This window comes from Actinomadura pelletieri DSM 43383 (assembly GCF_003634705.1).
GTDB classification, from domain to species: Bacteria; Actinomycetota; Actinomycetes; order Streptosporangiales; family Streptosporangiaceae; genus Spirillospora; species Spirillospora pelletieri.
This window is the reverse complement of record NZ_RBWU01000010.1, coordinates 47,738-62,272: the sequence shown is the minus strand read 5'-3', so window position 1 is coordinate 62,272 and position 14,535 is coordinate 47,738. Positions and strand designations below refer to the sequence as shown.

Here is a 14,535-nt window from a genome sequence, read left to right as displayed (position 1 = left end):
TCATGGTGACACGCTCACCAGTGATCGGGGCTGAACGGCTCGTCCTCGGGACGCGCGGACTCCGACAGCAGCCGCAGGTCGGAGCGCACCATCATCGTGACGAGCTCCTCGAACGCCACCTCGGGCTCCCAGCCGAGCTGCTCACGGGCCTTCTTCGGGTCCGCGCACAGCAGGTCGACCTCCGCCGGACGCGTGTACCTGTCGTCCAAGACGACGTGGTCCTCCCAGTTCAACCCGGCCGTGCGGAACGCGAACTCCACCAGCTCGCGCACCGACCGGGTCGTGCCCGTCCCGATGACATAGTCCTCCGGGGCGTCCTGCGCGAGCATCAGCCGCATCGCACGGGCGTAGTCGCCCGCGAATCCCCAGTCGCGGCGCGCGTCCAGGTTCCCCAGACGCAGTTCCGCGGCCAGCCCGAGCTTGATCCGCGCCACGCCCAGCGACACCTTCCGCGTCACGAACTCCGCGCCCCGGCGCGGCGACTCGTGGTTGAACAGGATCCCGCTGACGGCGAACATCCCGTAGGACTCGCGGTAGTTCTGCGTGATGTAGTGCCCGTAGCTCTTCGCCACCCCGTACGGGCTGCGCGGATGGAACGGCGTCTTCTCATTCTGCGGCGTCTCCCGGACCATCCCGAACATCTCCGACGACGACGCCTGGTAGAAGCGGATCTGCTCCCGTCCCGGCGTCCGGGACGGGCTGATGCCCGACACCACCCGGATCGCCTCCAGCATCCGCAGCACGCCCATGCCGGTCACCTCGGCGGTCAACTCCGCCTGCTGCCACGACATCGGCACGTACGAGATCGCGCCGAGGTTGTAGACCTCGTCGGGCCGGACCCGCTCCACCGCCGAGATCAGACTGCCCTGGTCGAGCAGGTCCCCGGTGGTGATCCGCACGTCCCCGATGTGCTTGCGCAACCGCGCCACATGGGGGTTCGCCTGCCCACGCACCAGGCCCCAGACCTCGTACCCCTGCGCAAGCAGATGCTCGGCCAGGTACGAGCCGTCCTGTCCGGTGATGCCGGTGATGAGTGCTCGCCTGGACAGCGGATCCTCCATGGCCGAAGTCGGGGGCCGGTGCGGGTCCACCACGGGCCGCCGCACCGGGCGTGAAATTATGAGGTTAGCGACCCCGCCGGGACGCTGACGAGAGAGGGCGGCGTTCATGAGATCGTCGACGCTGCGACTGAACGGCCGCGAGATCGGCCCGCACGCGGTCATGGCGGTGGTGAACCGCACGCCCGACTCGTTCTTCGACAAGGGCGCCACCTACGGCTTCGACGCCGCGCTCGGCGCCGTCGACCGCGCCGTGGCGGCCGGTGCCGACATCGTCGACATCGGCGGCGTGAAGGCGGGCCCCGGCGAGGACGTCGACGTCGCCGAGGAACTCCGCCGCGTCGTCGAGCTGGTCGCCGCCGTCCGCGCCCGGCACCCCGACATCGTGATCAGCGTCGACACCTGGCGCGCGGAGGTCGGCGAGGCCGTCGCGCGGGCCGGCGCCGACCTACTGAACGACACCTGGGGCGGCCCCGACCCGCGCCTGGCGGAGGTCGCCGCCGCCCACGACATCGGCCTCGTCTGCTCGCACGCCGGCGCCCTGGCCCCCCGCACCCGCCCCCACCGCGTCGGCTACACCGACGTCGTGGCCGACGTCATCGACCACGTCACGACCGAGGCCGAGCGCGCCGCCGCCCTCGGAGTCCGCCGGGACGCGATCCTCATCGACCCCGCCCACGACTTCGGCAAGAACACCCGCCATTCCCTGGAGATCACCCGCAGACTCGGCGAACTGACCGCCACCGGCTGGCCGGTCCTGGTCGCGGTCTCCAACAAGGACTTCATCGGCGAGACCCTAGGCCGCCCCGTGGACAAACGCGGCGTAGGCACCCTGGCCGTCCTGGCCGTCTCCGCCGCCCTGGGCGCCCGAGTCTTCCGCGTCCACGACCCCCGATCCGCAAGAACCGCCCTGAAAGCCGTAACGGCCCTAACCTCCCCACAACCCCACCCCGATCGCTGCGACCGGTCGAAGGCTAACCAGACCTAACGCACGAGCGAAGCGAGATGGGCTGTGGCCTCAGCCCGCCTGTGACGCCCTCAAGATGTGCGATCACATCCGAAGGCAGGTTCGACCCTGCGAGAACCTGATCGCGCGCCGAGCCGCCGGGCGAGCCGGGGCGATGCCTGCGATCGCGCGCGGTGCACGCCTTTGAAGGGCAACCAAGCCCGTGGGACGAGTGCCGTGCCACCTACACAGCCGCACCTGGCCTTGCCCGCTCACCTCAGCCCGCGCAGCAACCCCCAACGACCTCAGGATTCGCGATCGCGTCCGAAGGCAGGTTCGAGCTTGCGAGAACCTGATCGCGCAGCGAGCCTTAGGCGAGTCGGAGCGATGCCAGCGATCGCACCGCAGTTCACGACGATGGAGGCCCGCCAGGGCCGAAGGAGGAGTGCACTGCAATAAACACAGCGAGAACCTGATCGCGCAGCGAGCCTTCAGGCGAGTCGGAGCGATGCCAGCGATCGCACGTGTTTTTCGACGATGGAGGGCCCTCCGGGCCCGAAGGAGGAGAAAAATACAAAATTACAGAGAGCGCTGCCTTGCTCGGTAGGCGGCTACGTGCATGCGGTTGCCGCAGGTGCGGCTGTCGCAGTAGCGGCGGCAGCGGTTGCGGGAGAGGTCGACGAGGACGCGGGAGCAGTCGGGGGCCTCGCAGGTGCGGAGGCGGTCGAGTTCGCCGGCGGCGATCACGTAGGCGAGGGCCATGCCGCAGTCGGCGGCGAGGTGTTCGCCGAGTGGCGCGCCGGGCGCGAAGAAGTGGACGTGCCAGTTGTAGCCGTCGTGGTCGGTCAGGTGCGGGGTGGTGCGGACCTCGCCGACGATGTCGTTGATGCGCTGGACGGCGGACGGGACGTCCCCGGAGCGGAACACGGCGTGGAACCGGTCGCGCAGGTCGAGGACGCGGTCGAGGTCGGCTGCGGTGAGGTCGCCGACGTCGCTGAACGTGTTGCGGTCCACGAACGCCCGAAGGCCGGGCAGGTCGTCGAGTTCCTCGGTGCCGGACGCCGCGGCGCCGGTGTTGATGAGGTCGACGACGACGGCGAGCGCGTGCTCGGTGTCATGGGTGAAGATCACAGGGACTCCAGTCTCGGGGACCCGGGGGCGATCGTGTGCCCGGCGGCACCGCCGGGGCCGGGACGCGGCCCGTGGCACAACCTTATGACGAGAATCCGCCGTGTCGGCGCGTACGCGTGTCAGCGTTCGTAGTTGGGGTCGGCGACGACCGGGTAGTAGGCGTCGGAGTGTTGGACGCGCATCGTCACGGCCGTTCCCTCGAGGGTGTAGTCGGCCTTCACCTGGCGGAACATCGAGTCGCTGGCCCAGGGGTTGTAGAGGCGGCCGACGGTCGCGCCGTAGCGGAGGTGGACGACGTCGTAGCCGCCGGACGGCATGGACTCCAACGCCAGCCCGTCGGCGAGGGAGATGTTGAACCGGAACTCCGAAGGGGCGTCGGGGCCGTGGATGACCGTCAGGAGCCGGACGCCGCTGGCGGTGGTCTGCGCGACGATGTCGGTGTCGACGTCGACGCCGACGAACACCCGGAGGCTGGGCCGCAGGACCTGCGCGACGGTGTCGGCGGCGGCCACGTCGATGCCGAGGTGGATCCGCTGCCCGTCCCTGGTCGGGACCCACACGCCGTCGCGGGCGCGCTGGCCCCAGGTGACGTCGGGGTTCTCCATCTCCTGCGGCTCGTTCTTGCCGCGCGCGACGAGGATTCTGGAGGCGGCGCTCATCGCCGCGGCAGCCCCGTCCCGTGCATGCCTCATGGCGGGCCCCCTCGCCTTCTTTCATCACTTGCGTGACTTCGTGCCTGTTACGGGTTTACCAGGGTCTGGCGGGTGTTGACGTCTCTTGGCCTGCCTCGGTGGATTCGTGACGTTCGCCCCGCGCGTCGTTGGACCTTACACCACGCTTATACGCGCCGATGGGGTCGGGTGCGGATCCCGTCGAAGTCGATCACGACCTGATGACGGTGCGCATCCGGGCCTTCACCCAGAAAACACTTTGTGCGCGTGAGGGAACGTCCGCATCATTGAACACATCGAATCGAACGGGAAAGCACGAAGGGGCGAGCCACCGGTTAGGCGGCCGGTCTCCAAAACCGGCGGAAAGTGGGTTCGACTCCTACCGCCCCTGCTGAACACGGACGACGGGCTCGTGGTGTAACGGAAGCACACTTCCCTTGCAAGGAAGCGATCAGGGTTCGACTCCCTGCGGGTCCACCGGCGTTACGCGCGGCGGGCCGCCCCATGACGGGACGGCCGCCGCGCGGCCCTCGGAGGGTTGGCCGAACGGTAAGGCAGCAGTTTCGAAAACTGTCGTCGAGGTGACACTCGAAGGGGTTCGACTCCCTTACCCTCCGCGAATTCGGGTGCCATTCGGCGTCATGCCGGAACGGGCTCGCCGACGGTGACGGTCTCCGACAGGTCGGCGAGCACGTCGCTCAGCCGGTCCAGGGCGCTCGCGACCCACGGCAGGGACGCCGGGGCGGGCGAAGCCAGGGCCGCGAGGCGCTGCTCGTCGTCCTCGCCGTAAAGGAGGCTCGGCGCCACACGCATCCGCAGCGCGGCAGGAGGGTCCCCGAACGAGCTGCCCGGCAGCACACCGACTCCGTAACGGTCCAGGAGAAGACCCGTGAGATCGGCGGCCGTCCGGATGCCGTGGTCGGCGGCCAGCGCGTCCCGTATCGGGGCGAAGTCGGGGTAGACGTAGAAGGCCGCCTCCGGTCGCGTGACGCGGGCGCCCGCCGCGGCGAACCGGTCCGCGACCGCGTTCGTGACGGCGGCGTGCAGCCGCCTGCTCCGGTCGACGTGCTCGACGAGTTCGGGCGGTTCGGCGAACGCGTACGCCGCGGCGTGCTGCATCGGGGCGGGCGCGCTCGACCAGATCTCGCTCGCCACGCCCAGCAGGCTGTCGCGCAGCGCGCCGCCGAACGGCCCGTCCGGCAGCCGTGCCACGCCGAGCCGCCAGCCGCCCGCCGCGAGGCTCTTGCTCAGCGCCGTCGTCACGACCGTCCGTTCCGGCGCGAACCGGGCCGGGCTCGGCAGGGCGCGTCCCGGCGCGTGCACCAGGTCGCGGTAGATCTCGTCCGAGATGATCGTCAGGCCGAGGTCGCGCGCCACGGCGCACACCCGCCGGACGGTGTCCTCCGACGCGAGCGTCCCGGTCGGGTTGTCGGGCAGCGTCACCACCACCGCCCGCACGTCCCGGCCCCGGGCGCGGGCCCGCACCACGGCGTCGGCCAGCAGCGCCGGGCTCGGCACCCCGCCCTCACCGCGCGGGGTGGCGACGCGGATCGGCTCGGCGCCGACCAGGGACGTCTGGGCCGCGTAGGTGACCCAGCTCGGCGTCGGCACCACCACGTCGCCGCCCAGGGAGGTCAGCAACGCGTAAAGCAGCGGCTTGCTGCCGGGGCCCGCCACGATCGCGGCCGGGTCGGTGGGCAGGCCGCGCCGCGACCAGTATCCGGCGGCGGCGGCGCGCAGCGCGGCCGACCCGGCGACCGGCCCGTAGCCGCCGCGGCCCGCGGCCGCGCCGAGCTCCCGGGTCAGGGCGGGGTGGATGGGGATCCCCGCCTCCCCGAAGCCGAGCGGGAGGACGCGGACGCCCTCCCTGCGCTTGCGGGCGATCGCCTCGTTCACCGCGAGCGTCGCCGACAGCGCGACGGGACGCGGCGCGAACGGTAGCGGAACGGGTTCGGACTCTTCCTGGGTGGACTCTTCCTGGGCTGGCATCAATGCTCCAAAGGGCATGCTGAAACGGGCAGGCGTCGATGAACGGTGGTGAAAATCCGGAATCCCCTGTGCGCCCCGGCCGGGCTCGCAATCATCCTTTCCCGCGTTTAGCATCATTACAAGCGAGTCTCGTCGATGCTGACCGTAAGGTGGACTGATGCTGGAGTTGCGCCGCCTGCGGCTGCTCGCCGAATTCGCCCGTCGCGGCAGCATCGCCGCGACCGCCGCGGCCCTCGGCTACACCCCGTCGGCCGTCTCGCAGCAACTGGCGGCCCTCGAACGGGAGTCCCGCGTCCCGCTGCTGGACCGCACGGCCCGCAGCGCGGAGCTGACCGACGCCGGACGCCGTCTCGCCGAGCGCGCCGAGGAGATCCTCGTGCTGGTGGAGACCGCCGAGGCGGAGCTGTCGGCCCACTCCGACACGCCGATGGGACGGGTCGTCGTGACCGCGTTCCCCACGGCCGCCGTCGCCTTCGCGCCCGCCCTGGCGGAGAGCCTCGGCGAGCACCCGGACCTGACCTTCGTCCTGCGCCAGACCCGGCCGGGCGACGGCATCCGGCAGGTGCAGAACGGCGAGGTCGACATCGCGCTGATCGACGACTGGACGGGCAAGGTCCCCGAGCAGTCGCCCGCGGCCCTGGAGTTCTTCCACCTGCGCCGCGACCCGCTGGTGCTGGTCGTCCCGGCGGGGCACCCGCTGGCGGACCCCGAACGGCCCGTCGACCTGAAAGAACTCCGGGACGAGGCGTGGATGGCCGCGCCGCCGGGGGAACCGTCCCGGCAGGCCCTCGAACGGCTGATGGACACCGTCGGCGGGGCCCATCCCGTCCCGTGGGAGTTCGAGGGCCTGCACACGATTCTGAGCCTGGTGGCGCGCGGCATCGGCATCACCGCGTTGCCCGCGCTGGCGCTCACCGCCGGTGACCAGGACGTCGCCGTCCGCCGCATCCCCGAGTGCAACCTGGCGCGGGAGGTCTACGCCGTGACCCGGGCCGCGAGCGTGCGTCGCCCGTCGGTCGCGGTCACCCTCAGGGCCATCTACGCCGCGGCTCGCGACGCTTCGTCCGCCCCGCCGGAGAACCGGGCGGGGCACCCGCTACCGTCGAAGACGAGGCCTGGATCACAGCCGTGACCAGCCCCGTCTCCGGCCGATTCCGGCCACCGCCCGCACGGGTCGGCGCATGGATCCGAACTAAGGGGGAACCGACGGCACACGGACCGGATCACACGAAAACGGACATGTGCGTGCCGCTCATCACGTACCGTGGGGCGAATCGTGACCACATCCGAGTCCAGGCACACTGATCGGGGAGCGCAACACTCGATGGATCGACCGGCGACCACTCCCGCCGCACCCTCCGGGGCGGTGGAGACGCCCACGCCGACGGCACCGGACGCCGAGGCGCAGGGCGGCGGCCACCACGCGTTCGAACTGCCGCGGGTGACGGCGCTGCTGATGCACGCGTTCCCGCGGTTCGTCGAGGGGGTCATCGCCCCCGTCGCGGTGTTCTACGCCGCGCTCACCCTGCTCGGGCTGAACGGCGCGCTCGTCGCCGCCGTCGCCTGGGTGTACGGCGGCATCATCTACCGCTTCGTGCGGGGCCACCCGGTCTCGGGGATGCTGCTGCTGGCCGCGGTCGGTGTGACCGTCAGGGCCGTGACGGCCGCCGCGACGCACAGCGCGGTCGTCTACTTCCTGCAGCCGACGCTCGGCACGCTGATCGTCAGCCTGTCGTTCCTCGCCTCGGTGCCGCTCGGCCGTCCCCTGGCCATGAAACTGGCCAAGGACATGGCGCCGATCCCCGAGGCGTTCCTGAAGCACGCGCGGGTGCATCAGTTCTTCCTGCGGATCTCGCTGCTGTGGTCGATGGTCCTGTTCACGAACGTGGCCGTGAGCCTGTGGATGCTGTTCAACGAGTCGATCGGCATGTACCTGTGGGTCCGCACCGGCATCGTCGCAGGGCTGGGCGCGATCGGCGTGGCCGTCTCGGTGTGGGGCTTCAAGCGTCTGGTGCGCCGCGTGAACCACGAGCCCGCAGGTGCCTGACCGACACCGCCTGACCGACACCAGCTGACCAACACCGCCTGACAGTCATCGCTTGCCGTCCGACCAACTCCTTGTGACCGACGTCACGTGATCGATACGCCCTGACCGGCACTTTTCTGGTGATCCGGTCGAACTTCCGGTCCCGTCGTGGCGTCTCCTTTTCACAGTTGGATTCACCGGCTTGGGGTGAAGCCTTGGGCTATGGGGGAGTTTGTTGTGATCGATGGGCGTTTCAGGCTGGTGCTGACCGGCGGCGCGGGGGCGGCGGTGCTCGCGGTCGGCGGCGTGACCGGCTGCACGATCGGCGGTGAGGGAAAGCTGGCCTCGGGCAACGCGGCCGACGCCGTGACGATCACGCCGGCCAACGGGACCGCCCAGGTCCGACCGGACGGGACCATCGAGGTCAAGACCTCGGGCGGCAAGCTGCAGAACGTCACCGTGCAGGGCCAGGGCGCCACCATCACCGGGGCGTTCGACGGCGGCCGTCGGAAGTGGCGCTCCACCCGGACGCTGACGCCCGGAACGTCCTACACCGTCACGGCGCAGGCCCGCGACGACGGCAAGACCCGCACCGTGACGAGCTCGTTCACCACGCTCAAGGCGGACAAGACGCTGTCGATCGTCGACGTCACCCCGAACGTCAAGGGGGAGAAGGTCGGGATCGGCATGCCGATCATCGTCCGGTTCGACCGTCCGGTCAGTGACAAGGCCGCCGTGGAGCGGTCCCTGCGCGTCACGCCGGACAAGCCGGTCGAGGGCGCGTGGCGGTGGGTCTCCGCCGACCAGGTCGTCTACCGGACGAAGACGTACTGGCAGCCGCACCAGACCGTCCGGTTCCACGCGAGCCTGGCGGGCGTGAACGCGGGCGGCGGAGTGTACGGGGCCGAGGACGAGCAGGCCACCCTCACCATCGGCGCCGCGCAGATCACCACCGGTGCCATCGACGGGCACCACATGACCGTGACGCGGGACGGCAAGAAGCTGCGCACCGTCCCGTTCAGCGCGGGCAACGGGCAGACCCGCGAGTACACCACCACCAGCGGCGTCCACCTGCTGATGGAGAAGGGCAACCCCGTCACGATGACGTCCCCCGGCCGGAAGCCGGGCGACCCGGGCTACTACAAGCAGGTCGTCAACTACGCGGTCCGTTTCTCCAACAGCGGCGAGTACGTGCACTCGGCGCCCTGGTCGGTCGGCTCGCAGGGGTCGGCGAACGTCAGCCACGGCTGCCTCAACGTCAGCCCCGCCAACGCGAAGTGGTTCTACGACATCATGCAGCGCGGCGACGTCATCAAGCTGACCGGCACCGACCGGCAGGTCGAGCCGGACAACGGCTGGGGCTTCTGGCAGCTCTCCTACGATGAGTGGCGGCAGGGTAGCGCACTGCGATGAACCTTCGTCCCACCAGCACCTCTTGCAACGCTTTGATCTCGGACACCCGTCAAAAGCCCGGGTCATGACATGATCCTTGAATTTTGTCGCTAATGTCTCCCTGATAGACGGCAGGTTCGGGAGGTCGTAGTGCAGCGGAGGGTTTCCGCAGGTGTTCGGGCGAGTGCGGGGATGGCCGGTGTCGTACTGCTGCTCACGACGGCCTGCAGCGGAGGAGAGAAGGAGGGCGGCGTCACCGTCGGCGAGAAGGCCGACGCGGCGCTCCCTCAGGTGACGATCAGTCCGGGCAACGGCAACACCAAGGCCAAGCCGGAGGACGGTGTCGTCGTCACCGCGGCGGGCGGCACGCTCCAGCAGGTCGCCGTCACGCTCAAGGGCAAGCCCGTCGACGGCGAGATGGCGGCAGACAAGACCAGTTGGAAGTCGCGGACGCTGCGTCCCGGCGCCAAGTACCAGGTGACCGCCGTCGCCACGAACCCCAAGGGCAAGACGGCGACGGTCAGCGCCACCTTCGCCACGCTCAAGGCGCCGAAGACGCTCGGCATCATCGACATCACGCCGAGCAAGAACGAGAAGGTCGGGGTCGGCATGCCGATCCGGGTGGTGTTCAACCGGGGCGTGGCCGACAAGAAGACCGTCGAGAAGGCCCTGGTCGTCAAGTCCACCAAGCCCGCAACCGGCGCCTGGCACTGGGTCAACGACACCACGGTGATCTTCCGGACGAAGAACGGCGAGTACTGGCAGCCCAACCAGGAGGTCACGTTCTCGGCGAAGCTGGCCGGCGTGCTGGCGGGCAAGAAGACCTACGGCACGGCCGACTACAACCGCAGGTTCCGCATCGGCGACGAGCACATCCTCCGCGTCAGCACCAAGACGAAGCGGGCGGTCGCCATGAAGAACGGCACCAAGGTCCGCAGTTGGCCCATCAGCGCGGGCAAGGGCGGCCGGGTCGTCAACGGCGTCGACACCTACCTCACCACCAGCGGCATCCACCTCACCATGGGCAAGGAGAATCCGGCGATCATGACGTCGGAGTGGATGGGCGTCGACCCGAAGGACAAGAAGAACGGCGGCTACCGGGAGGTGATCCCGCACGCGGTGCGGATCTCCGACACCGGCGAGTACGTCCACTCGATGGCCGCCACCATGTGGGCGCAGGGCCGCCAGAACGTCAGCCACGGCTGCCTCAACTCGCCGCCCAAGGACGCCCGCTGGTTCTACAACTGGTCCTACCGTGGCGACCCGGTGATCGTCACCGGCACCAAGCGCAGGCTCGACCCGATGAACGGGTGGAGCTACTACCAGATGACCTGGAACCAGTGGGTCAAGGGAAGCGCCCTCGACCGATCCGTGACCACGGGATGAGTTGACCGGGCCCCTCGGTGGGAAGATGGCGGGCACGCCCGCCACCAACCTTGGGGGACCCGGTGAACGAATCGACGCACGAACCGTTACCGCCGTCGCCTGGGCGCCGTCCGCCCGGGCTGCGGCGCCGTGTGCGGCGCGGCGCGCACCGCGCCGTGCGCCGCGTGACGCTGTGGGCCCTGCGCCCGCTGCGTTGGAGACGTGCGCCGCGACCGGGTGAACGGCTCCGCGTCCGCGTCCTGCTGCAGAACGCGCACGGGACCGGAGGGACGATCCGCACCGTGTTGAACCTGTGCGGCCATCTCGCCCGCGACCACGACATCGAGATCGTCAGCGCGTTGCGGAGGAGCAGGCGCCCGTTCTTCGCGATTCCCCGCGACGCGCGGGTGACGTACGCCGACGACCGGTTCGCGCCGAAGAGCGCCGTGGCGCGGCTCCTGGCCCGGTTGCCGAGCGTTCTGACCCCGGTGGACGAGGCGTCCTTCCGGCTCATGAGCCTCTGGTCGGACGTGTGTCTCCTGCGCGCCCTGTACCGGTCGCCCGCCGACGTCGTCATCGGCACCCGGCCGTCGCTCGTCCTGCTGGCGGCCGAGCTCGCGCCCCGCGGCGTCGTCACGATCGGGCAGGACCACATGAGCCTGGAGTCCTACCAGCCCGCGCTGTACCGCCAGGTCGTCCGAAGGTACCGGCGGCTGACCGTCCTCGCCGTCCTCACCGAGGCCGCCCGCGACGGATACGAGAAGGTCCTCGCCGGATCCGGCGTCCGCATCGTGCGCATCCCGAACGCCGCGCCGCCGCTGCCCTGTCCGCCGTCCCGGCGCGAGGACAGGGTCGTGCTGGCCGCCGGACGGCTCGTCGCCACCAAGGGCTTCGACACGCTCATCCGCGCCTTCGCGCCGATCGCCGCCGAGCAACCCGACTGGACCCTGCGGATCTTCGGCCGGGGAGTACGCCGCGACGGGCTGCTCGCACTGATCGACGAGCTCGGCCTCACCGGACGGGTCGAACTGCGTCCCGTCACCCGTGACCTGCACGGTGAGATGGCCCGCGCCTCGATCTACGCGCTGTCGTCCCGCCGCGAGGGCATGCCGATGGTGATCATCGAGGCGATGGGGATGGGCCTTGCGGTGGTGTCGTTCGACTGCCCGCACGGCCCCGCCGAGCTGATCACCCACGGGGAGGACGGGCTGCTCGTCCCGGCGGGCGACACCGACGCGCTCACCACCGCCCTCCGCGAGCTGATCACGAAACCCGAGTTGCGCGACCGGCTCGGTGAGCGGGCCGTCCGGTCGGCGCGCGCCCACGACCTGGAGCACATCGGGCCCGTATGGTCGCGGCTGCTCGCCGACGGCGCGGTCATCGGGCGCGCTGGACGAGACCGCGGATGAACGCCGCCTGCCCGACGTGCTGAAGGTCGTCGGAGACGACACTGACCAGCCGGACGCCCAGCGTGACCGGCGGGTCCCAGGAGCGGTCCACGACACGGCCCAGATCGGCGTCCCCGAGCGTGCCGACGTACCCGACCGTCCTGGCGTGCACGGTGTCGTGGTAGCCGGTCAGCAGGTCCGCCGACTCCACCCGCACCGAGGCGACCTCGTCGACGGTGTGGCCGTAACCGGTGTCGGACGGGTCGAACGGCAGGCCGAACCGTCCGGCCCAACCGTCGTCCGTCCACGCCTGCGGGACGCCCGCGACGGCGGCGATGTGGTCGTCCTGGACGCGGGTGAGATGCCAGACGAGCCAGGCGATCGTGTTCGCCGCCTCGTCGGCGCGGTAGGCGAGCTGCCTGGGGGTGAGCCCGTCTACGGCGCTGTGGACCTCTTCCCGGATCCGGTCGAACGCGTCGGTGAGCAGGTGCGCGCTGGTCATTGACGAGACGCTACCCGCAGACCGAGCCCGATTTCAGTGCCGGCGCGGCGAGTTCCGCTGTTCCGCTTGATACTCAACGTGTTCAATAGAATCCTTGGGGTAACCGGAAGGGTTCCGTGCGCGGGGGAAGGGGCGGATGCCGTGACGCGCCTCTCCTCGCCGACGCCGGGTGGGCCATGTCAGAGCCCCTGACCACCGTCCTCGGGGTCGCGCGGGGCGACCACGCCTGGATCCGCTACGCGGGGGAGGACGAGCGGCGCGAACTGCGTGCGGCGCAGGTGCTCGCCGCCGCGGAACGCGGCGAGCGCGTGGTGTTCGTCCATGCCGGTGCCCGGCGCGGCCGCCCCGGCGACGCCCCCGCCGAGGGCGGACAGGCGACGGTCATCGCCCCGCGCGACGCGGGGTTCGCCGCTGGACGGCTGGACGTACGCCGCCTCACCGAGGTCCTGGAGCAGGAGATCGTCCACGCCGCCCGGCTGGGGCTGCGGGGCCTGCGCCTGTGCGTGGAACTGGCCGACGTCCTCCAAGAGCCTCCCGACGTCCCGGCGCGCGGACGGGCGCCGGGGGAGGGGAACGGGCCGGCCGGCGGCTGCCCGCTCGCCGCGCTGCCCGCGCTGCCCCGCCCTCCGGCGATCATCTGCCATGGCGACCGTGCCCGCCTTCCCGGCCCGCGCCTGCGGGCCCTGGAACGCCGGCACGCGCTGGTGCTGGAGGCCGGACCGGTGCTGACGCGCGGTCCGCGGCTGTGCGTGCTGCCCGTCCACGGCCCGGCCGGGCTGCGCCTGGTCGGCGAACTCGACGACTCGAACCTCGGGGTGCTGGCACGGGCGCTGGAGACGGCGCCGCTGGACGGCCACGACCTGCACCTGGACCTGCGGGAACTGCGGCACGCCGATGTGGCGGCCGTCCGGCTGCTGGTGCGGGTCGCGGCGGCGATGCCGGACGGTCACCGGCTCGTCCTGCACGCGCCCGGCCCGGTGGTCAGGGCCGTGGTGCGGCACTTCGGGTGGGCCGGGCGGCTCGTGCTGGAAGAGGGGGGCCGGGGGTGAAGCGTTCGGCGTTCGTCCACCATGGCTGCGTGTACGCGGGCGACGAGGAGTTCCTGCGGATGGTCGTGCCGTTCGTCGACGAGGGGCTGCGCCGTGACGAGCCGGTGCTGGTCACCACCACACCCGCCAACCTCGACCTGGTGCGGGCGGCCCTCGGACGGCACGCCCGGCACGTCGACTACGCCGAGACCGCGTTCTTCGGCCGCCGCCCACCGCAGCGGGTCGCCGGGTTCCTCGGCTGGCGGCACCGGCATCCCCGCGCCGCCCGGGTCCGGATCCTCGCCGAACCCGTGTGGGCCGGACGGTCCGCGCGGCAGATCGAGGCGTGGGAGTGCATGGAGTCCGCCCTCAACGCCGTGCTCGCCGACACCGGCATCCACATGATCTGCCCCTACGACGCCCGTACCGTCGAGCCGGAGATCGTCCGCAACGCGCACCGCACACATCCGCACATGGTCGACGGGACCGAGGTGTCCGCGAGTTCCGGCTACGTGGAGCCCGTCTCGTTCGTCCGCGGCCGGGAGACGCCGCTGCGGGACCGTCCCGGCGACGCCGTCACCCTCACCTTCACCGGTGACCTCAGCCGCATGCGGCACGCCATCGTCATGGAGTCCGCGATGCTCGGCCTCGCCGGCGAACAGCTCATGATCTTCGCGGCGGCGGTCAGTGAGCTGCTCACCGGGGCGGACGGCGAGGCGCTGCCCAGCGTCGCGCTGTGGGCGCGGCCCGGGGAGGTGGTCTGCGACATCCATCTGCCCGCGACCACGTCCCTCGACCCGTTCATCGGCCTGCACCCGCCGACGCTCGACCCGCGGCCGGGCGACGGGCTCTGGCTCGCCCGGCAGATCTGCGACCACCTGGACGTGCGGCCCGGACGGGACGGCACGACGATCCGGCTGCACACCCCGAACGTCCGCGTCGCCGAGGCGGGCCACGGCGGCTAGCCCGACGCGCGACCCGGAAGCCGGACGGTGACGTCGAGCCCGCCGATGGGACGCGGCCGCGCGGTGACCGCCCC

13 protein-coding genes and 3 tRNA genes are annotated in these 14,535 nt (G+C 71.0%); 11 read left to right on the top strand and 5 right to left on the bottom strand.

Features of this window, described 5'->3' with window-relative positions; translation table 11 throughout:
- Nucleotides 1-14: 14 nt before the first annotated feature.
- On the bottom strand, nt 15-1,049 hold the full coding sequence (locus BZB76_RS33875) for a GDP-mannose 4,6-dehydratase (protein WP_121438551.1): 1,035 nt from the start codon (nt 1,047-1,049) through the stop codon (nt 15-17).
- 118 nt (nt 1,050-1,167) lie between these two features.
- Here BZB76_RS33875 and folP point away from each other — a divergent pair, with 118 nt between their 5' ends.
- Entirely contained in the window at nt 1,168-2,046 is an 879-nt protein-coding gene (folP, locus tag BZB76_RS33870; protein WP_121438535.1) for a dihydropteroate synthase, read from the top strand.
- Between the two features lie 537 nt (nt 2,047-2,583).
- Here folP and BZB76_RS33865 read toward each other — a convergent pair.
- Both BZB76_RS33865 and BZB76_RS33860 read right to left on the bottom strand, forming a co-directional pair.
- Nucleotides 2,584-3,135, bottom strand: a complete 552-nt coding sequence (locus BZB76_RS33865; protein WP_121438534.1) for a CGNR zinc finger domain-containing protein — start codon at nt 3,133-3,135, stop codon at nt 2,584-2,586.
- Between the two features lie 119 nt (nt 3,136-3,254).
- Nucleotides 3,255-3,827, bottom strand: coding sequence for a hypothetical protein (locus BZB76_RS33860; RefSeq protein ID WP_121438533.1), 573 nt, complete (start codon nt 3,825-3,827; stop codon nt 3,255-3,257).
- A gap of 298 nt (nt 3,828-4,125) precedes the next feature.
- On the opposite strand from BZB76_RS33860, the gene BZB76_RS35075 reads away from it, so the two are divergent.
- The 3 genes from BZB76_RS35075 to BZB76_RS33850 all read left to right on the top strand — a co-directional run bounded on the left by BZB76_RS35075 (nt 4,126) and on the right by BZB76_RS33850 (nt 4,423).
- Nucleotides 4,126-4,197, top strand: a tRNA-Trp gene (locus BZB76_RS35075).
- 15 nt (nt 4,198-4,212) lie between these two features.
- Nucleotides 4,213-4,283 (top strand) — tRNA-Ala (locus BZB76_RS33855).
- Nucleotides 4,284-4,338: 55 nt separating this feature from the next.
- Nucleotides 4,339-4,423: transfer RNA gene (locus BZB76_RS33850), tRNA-Ser, on the top strand.
- A gap of 22 nt (nt 4,424-4,445) precedes the next feature.
- Here the strand turns inward: BZB76_RS33850 and BZB76_RS33845 are convergent.
- On the bottom strand, nt 4,446-5,795 hold the full coding sequence (locus tag BZB76_RS33845) for a pyridoxal phosphate-dependent aminotransferase (protein ID WP_121438532.1): 1,350 nt from the start codon (nt 5,793-5,795) through the stop codon (nt 4,446-4,448).
- 157 nt (nt 5,796-5,952) lie between these two features.
- Between BZB76_RS33845 and BZB76_RS33840 the strand changes: the two genes are divergently transcribed.
- From BZB76_RS33840 to BZB76_RS33820, 5 genes are all read left to right on the top strand, one after another.
- The gene (locus BZB76_RS33840) at nt 5,953-6,927 is read left to right on the top strand and encodes a LysR family transcriptional regulator (protein WP_121438531.1); all 975 of its coding nucleotides are present in this window, start codon (nt 5,953-5,955) and stop codon (nt 6,925-6,927) included.
- Between the two features lie 192 nt (nt 6,928-7,119).
- Nucleotides 7,120-7,842, top strand: coding sequence for a DUF3159 domain-containing protein (locus BZB76_RS33835; protein ID WP_246007383.1), 723 nt, complete (start codon nt 7,120-7,122; stop codon nt 7,840-7,842).
- Nucleotides 7,843-8,058: 216 nt separating this feature from the next.
- Nucleotides 8,059-9,234 (top strand): L,D-transpeptidase, encoded by a 1,176-nt coding sequence (locus BZB76_RS33830; protein ID WP_246007382.1) that lies wholly within the window; start codon nt 8,059-8,061, stop codon nt 9,232-9,234.
- A gap of 171 nt (nt 9,235-9,405) precedes the next feature.
- Nucleotides 9,406-10,599, top strand: a complete 1,194-nt coding sequence (locus BZB76_RS33825; protein WP_121438528.1) for a L,D-transpeptidase — start codon at nt 9,406-9,408, stop codon at nt 10,597-10,599.
- Between the two features lie 62 nt (nt 10,600-10,661).
- On the top strand, nt 10,662-11,987 hold the full coding sequence (locus BZB76_RS33820) for a glycosyltransferase family 4 protein (RefSeq protein ID WP_147449654.1): 1,326 nt from the start codon (nt 10,662-10,664) through the stop codon (nt 11,985-11,987).
- Here BZB76_RS33820 and BZB76_RS33815 read toward each other — a convergent pair.
- Nucleotides 11,956-12,468: a mycothiol transferase gene (locus BZB76_RS33815; RefSeq protein ID WP_121438526.1), complete on the bottom strand. Its 513-nt coding sequence runs from the start codon at nt 12,466-12,468 to the stop codon at nt 11,956-11,958. The two genes, BZB76_RS33820 and BZB76_RS33815, sit on opposite strands and share 32 nt — an antisense overlap.
- Before the next feature lie 176 nt (nt 12,469-12,644).
- Here BZB76_RS33815 and BZB76_RS33810 point away from each other — a divergent pair, with 176 nt between their 5' ends.
- Both BZB76_RS33810 and BZB76_RS33805 read left to right on the top strand, forming a co-directional pair.
- Nucleotides 12,645-13,517 carry an STAS domain-containing protein gene (locus BZB76_RS33810; protein WP_121438525.1) on the top strand — a complete coding sequence of 291 codons (873 nt, stop codon included), beginning with the start codon at nt 12,645-12,647 and terminating at the stop codon, nt 13,515-13,517.
- The gene (locus BZB76_RS33805) at nt 13,514-14,461 is read left to right on the top strand and encodes a sensor histidine kinase (RefSeq protein ID WP_121438524.1); all 948 of its coding nucleotides are present in this window, start codon (nt 13,514-13,516) and stop codon (nt 14,459-14,461) included. The genes BZB76_RS33810 and BZB76_RS33805 overlap by 4 nt, the downstream gene beginning before the upstream one ends.
- Nucleotides 14,462-14,535: the final 74 nt, after the last annotated feature.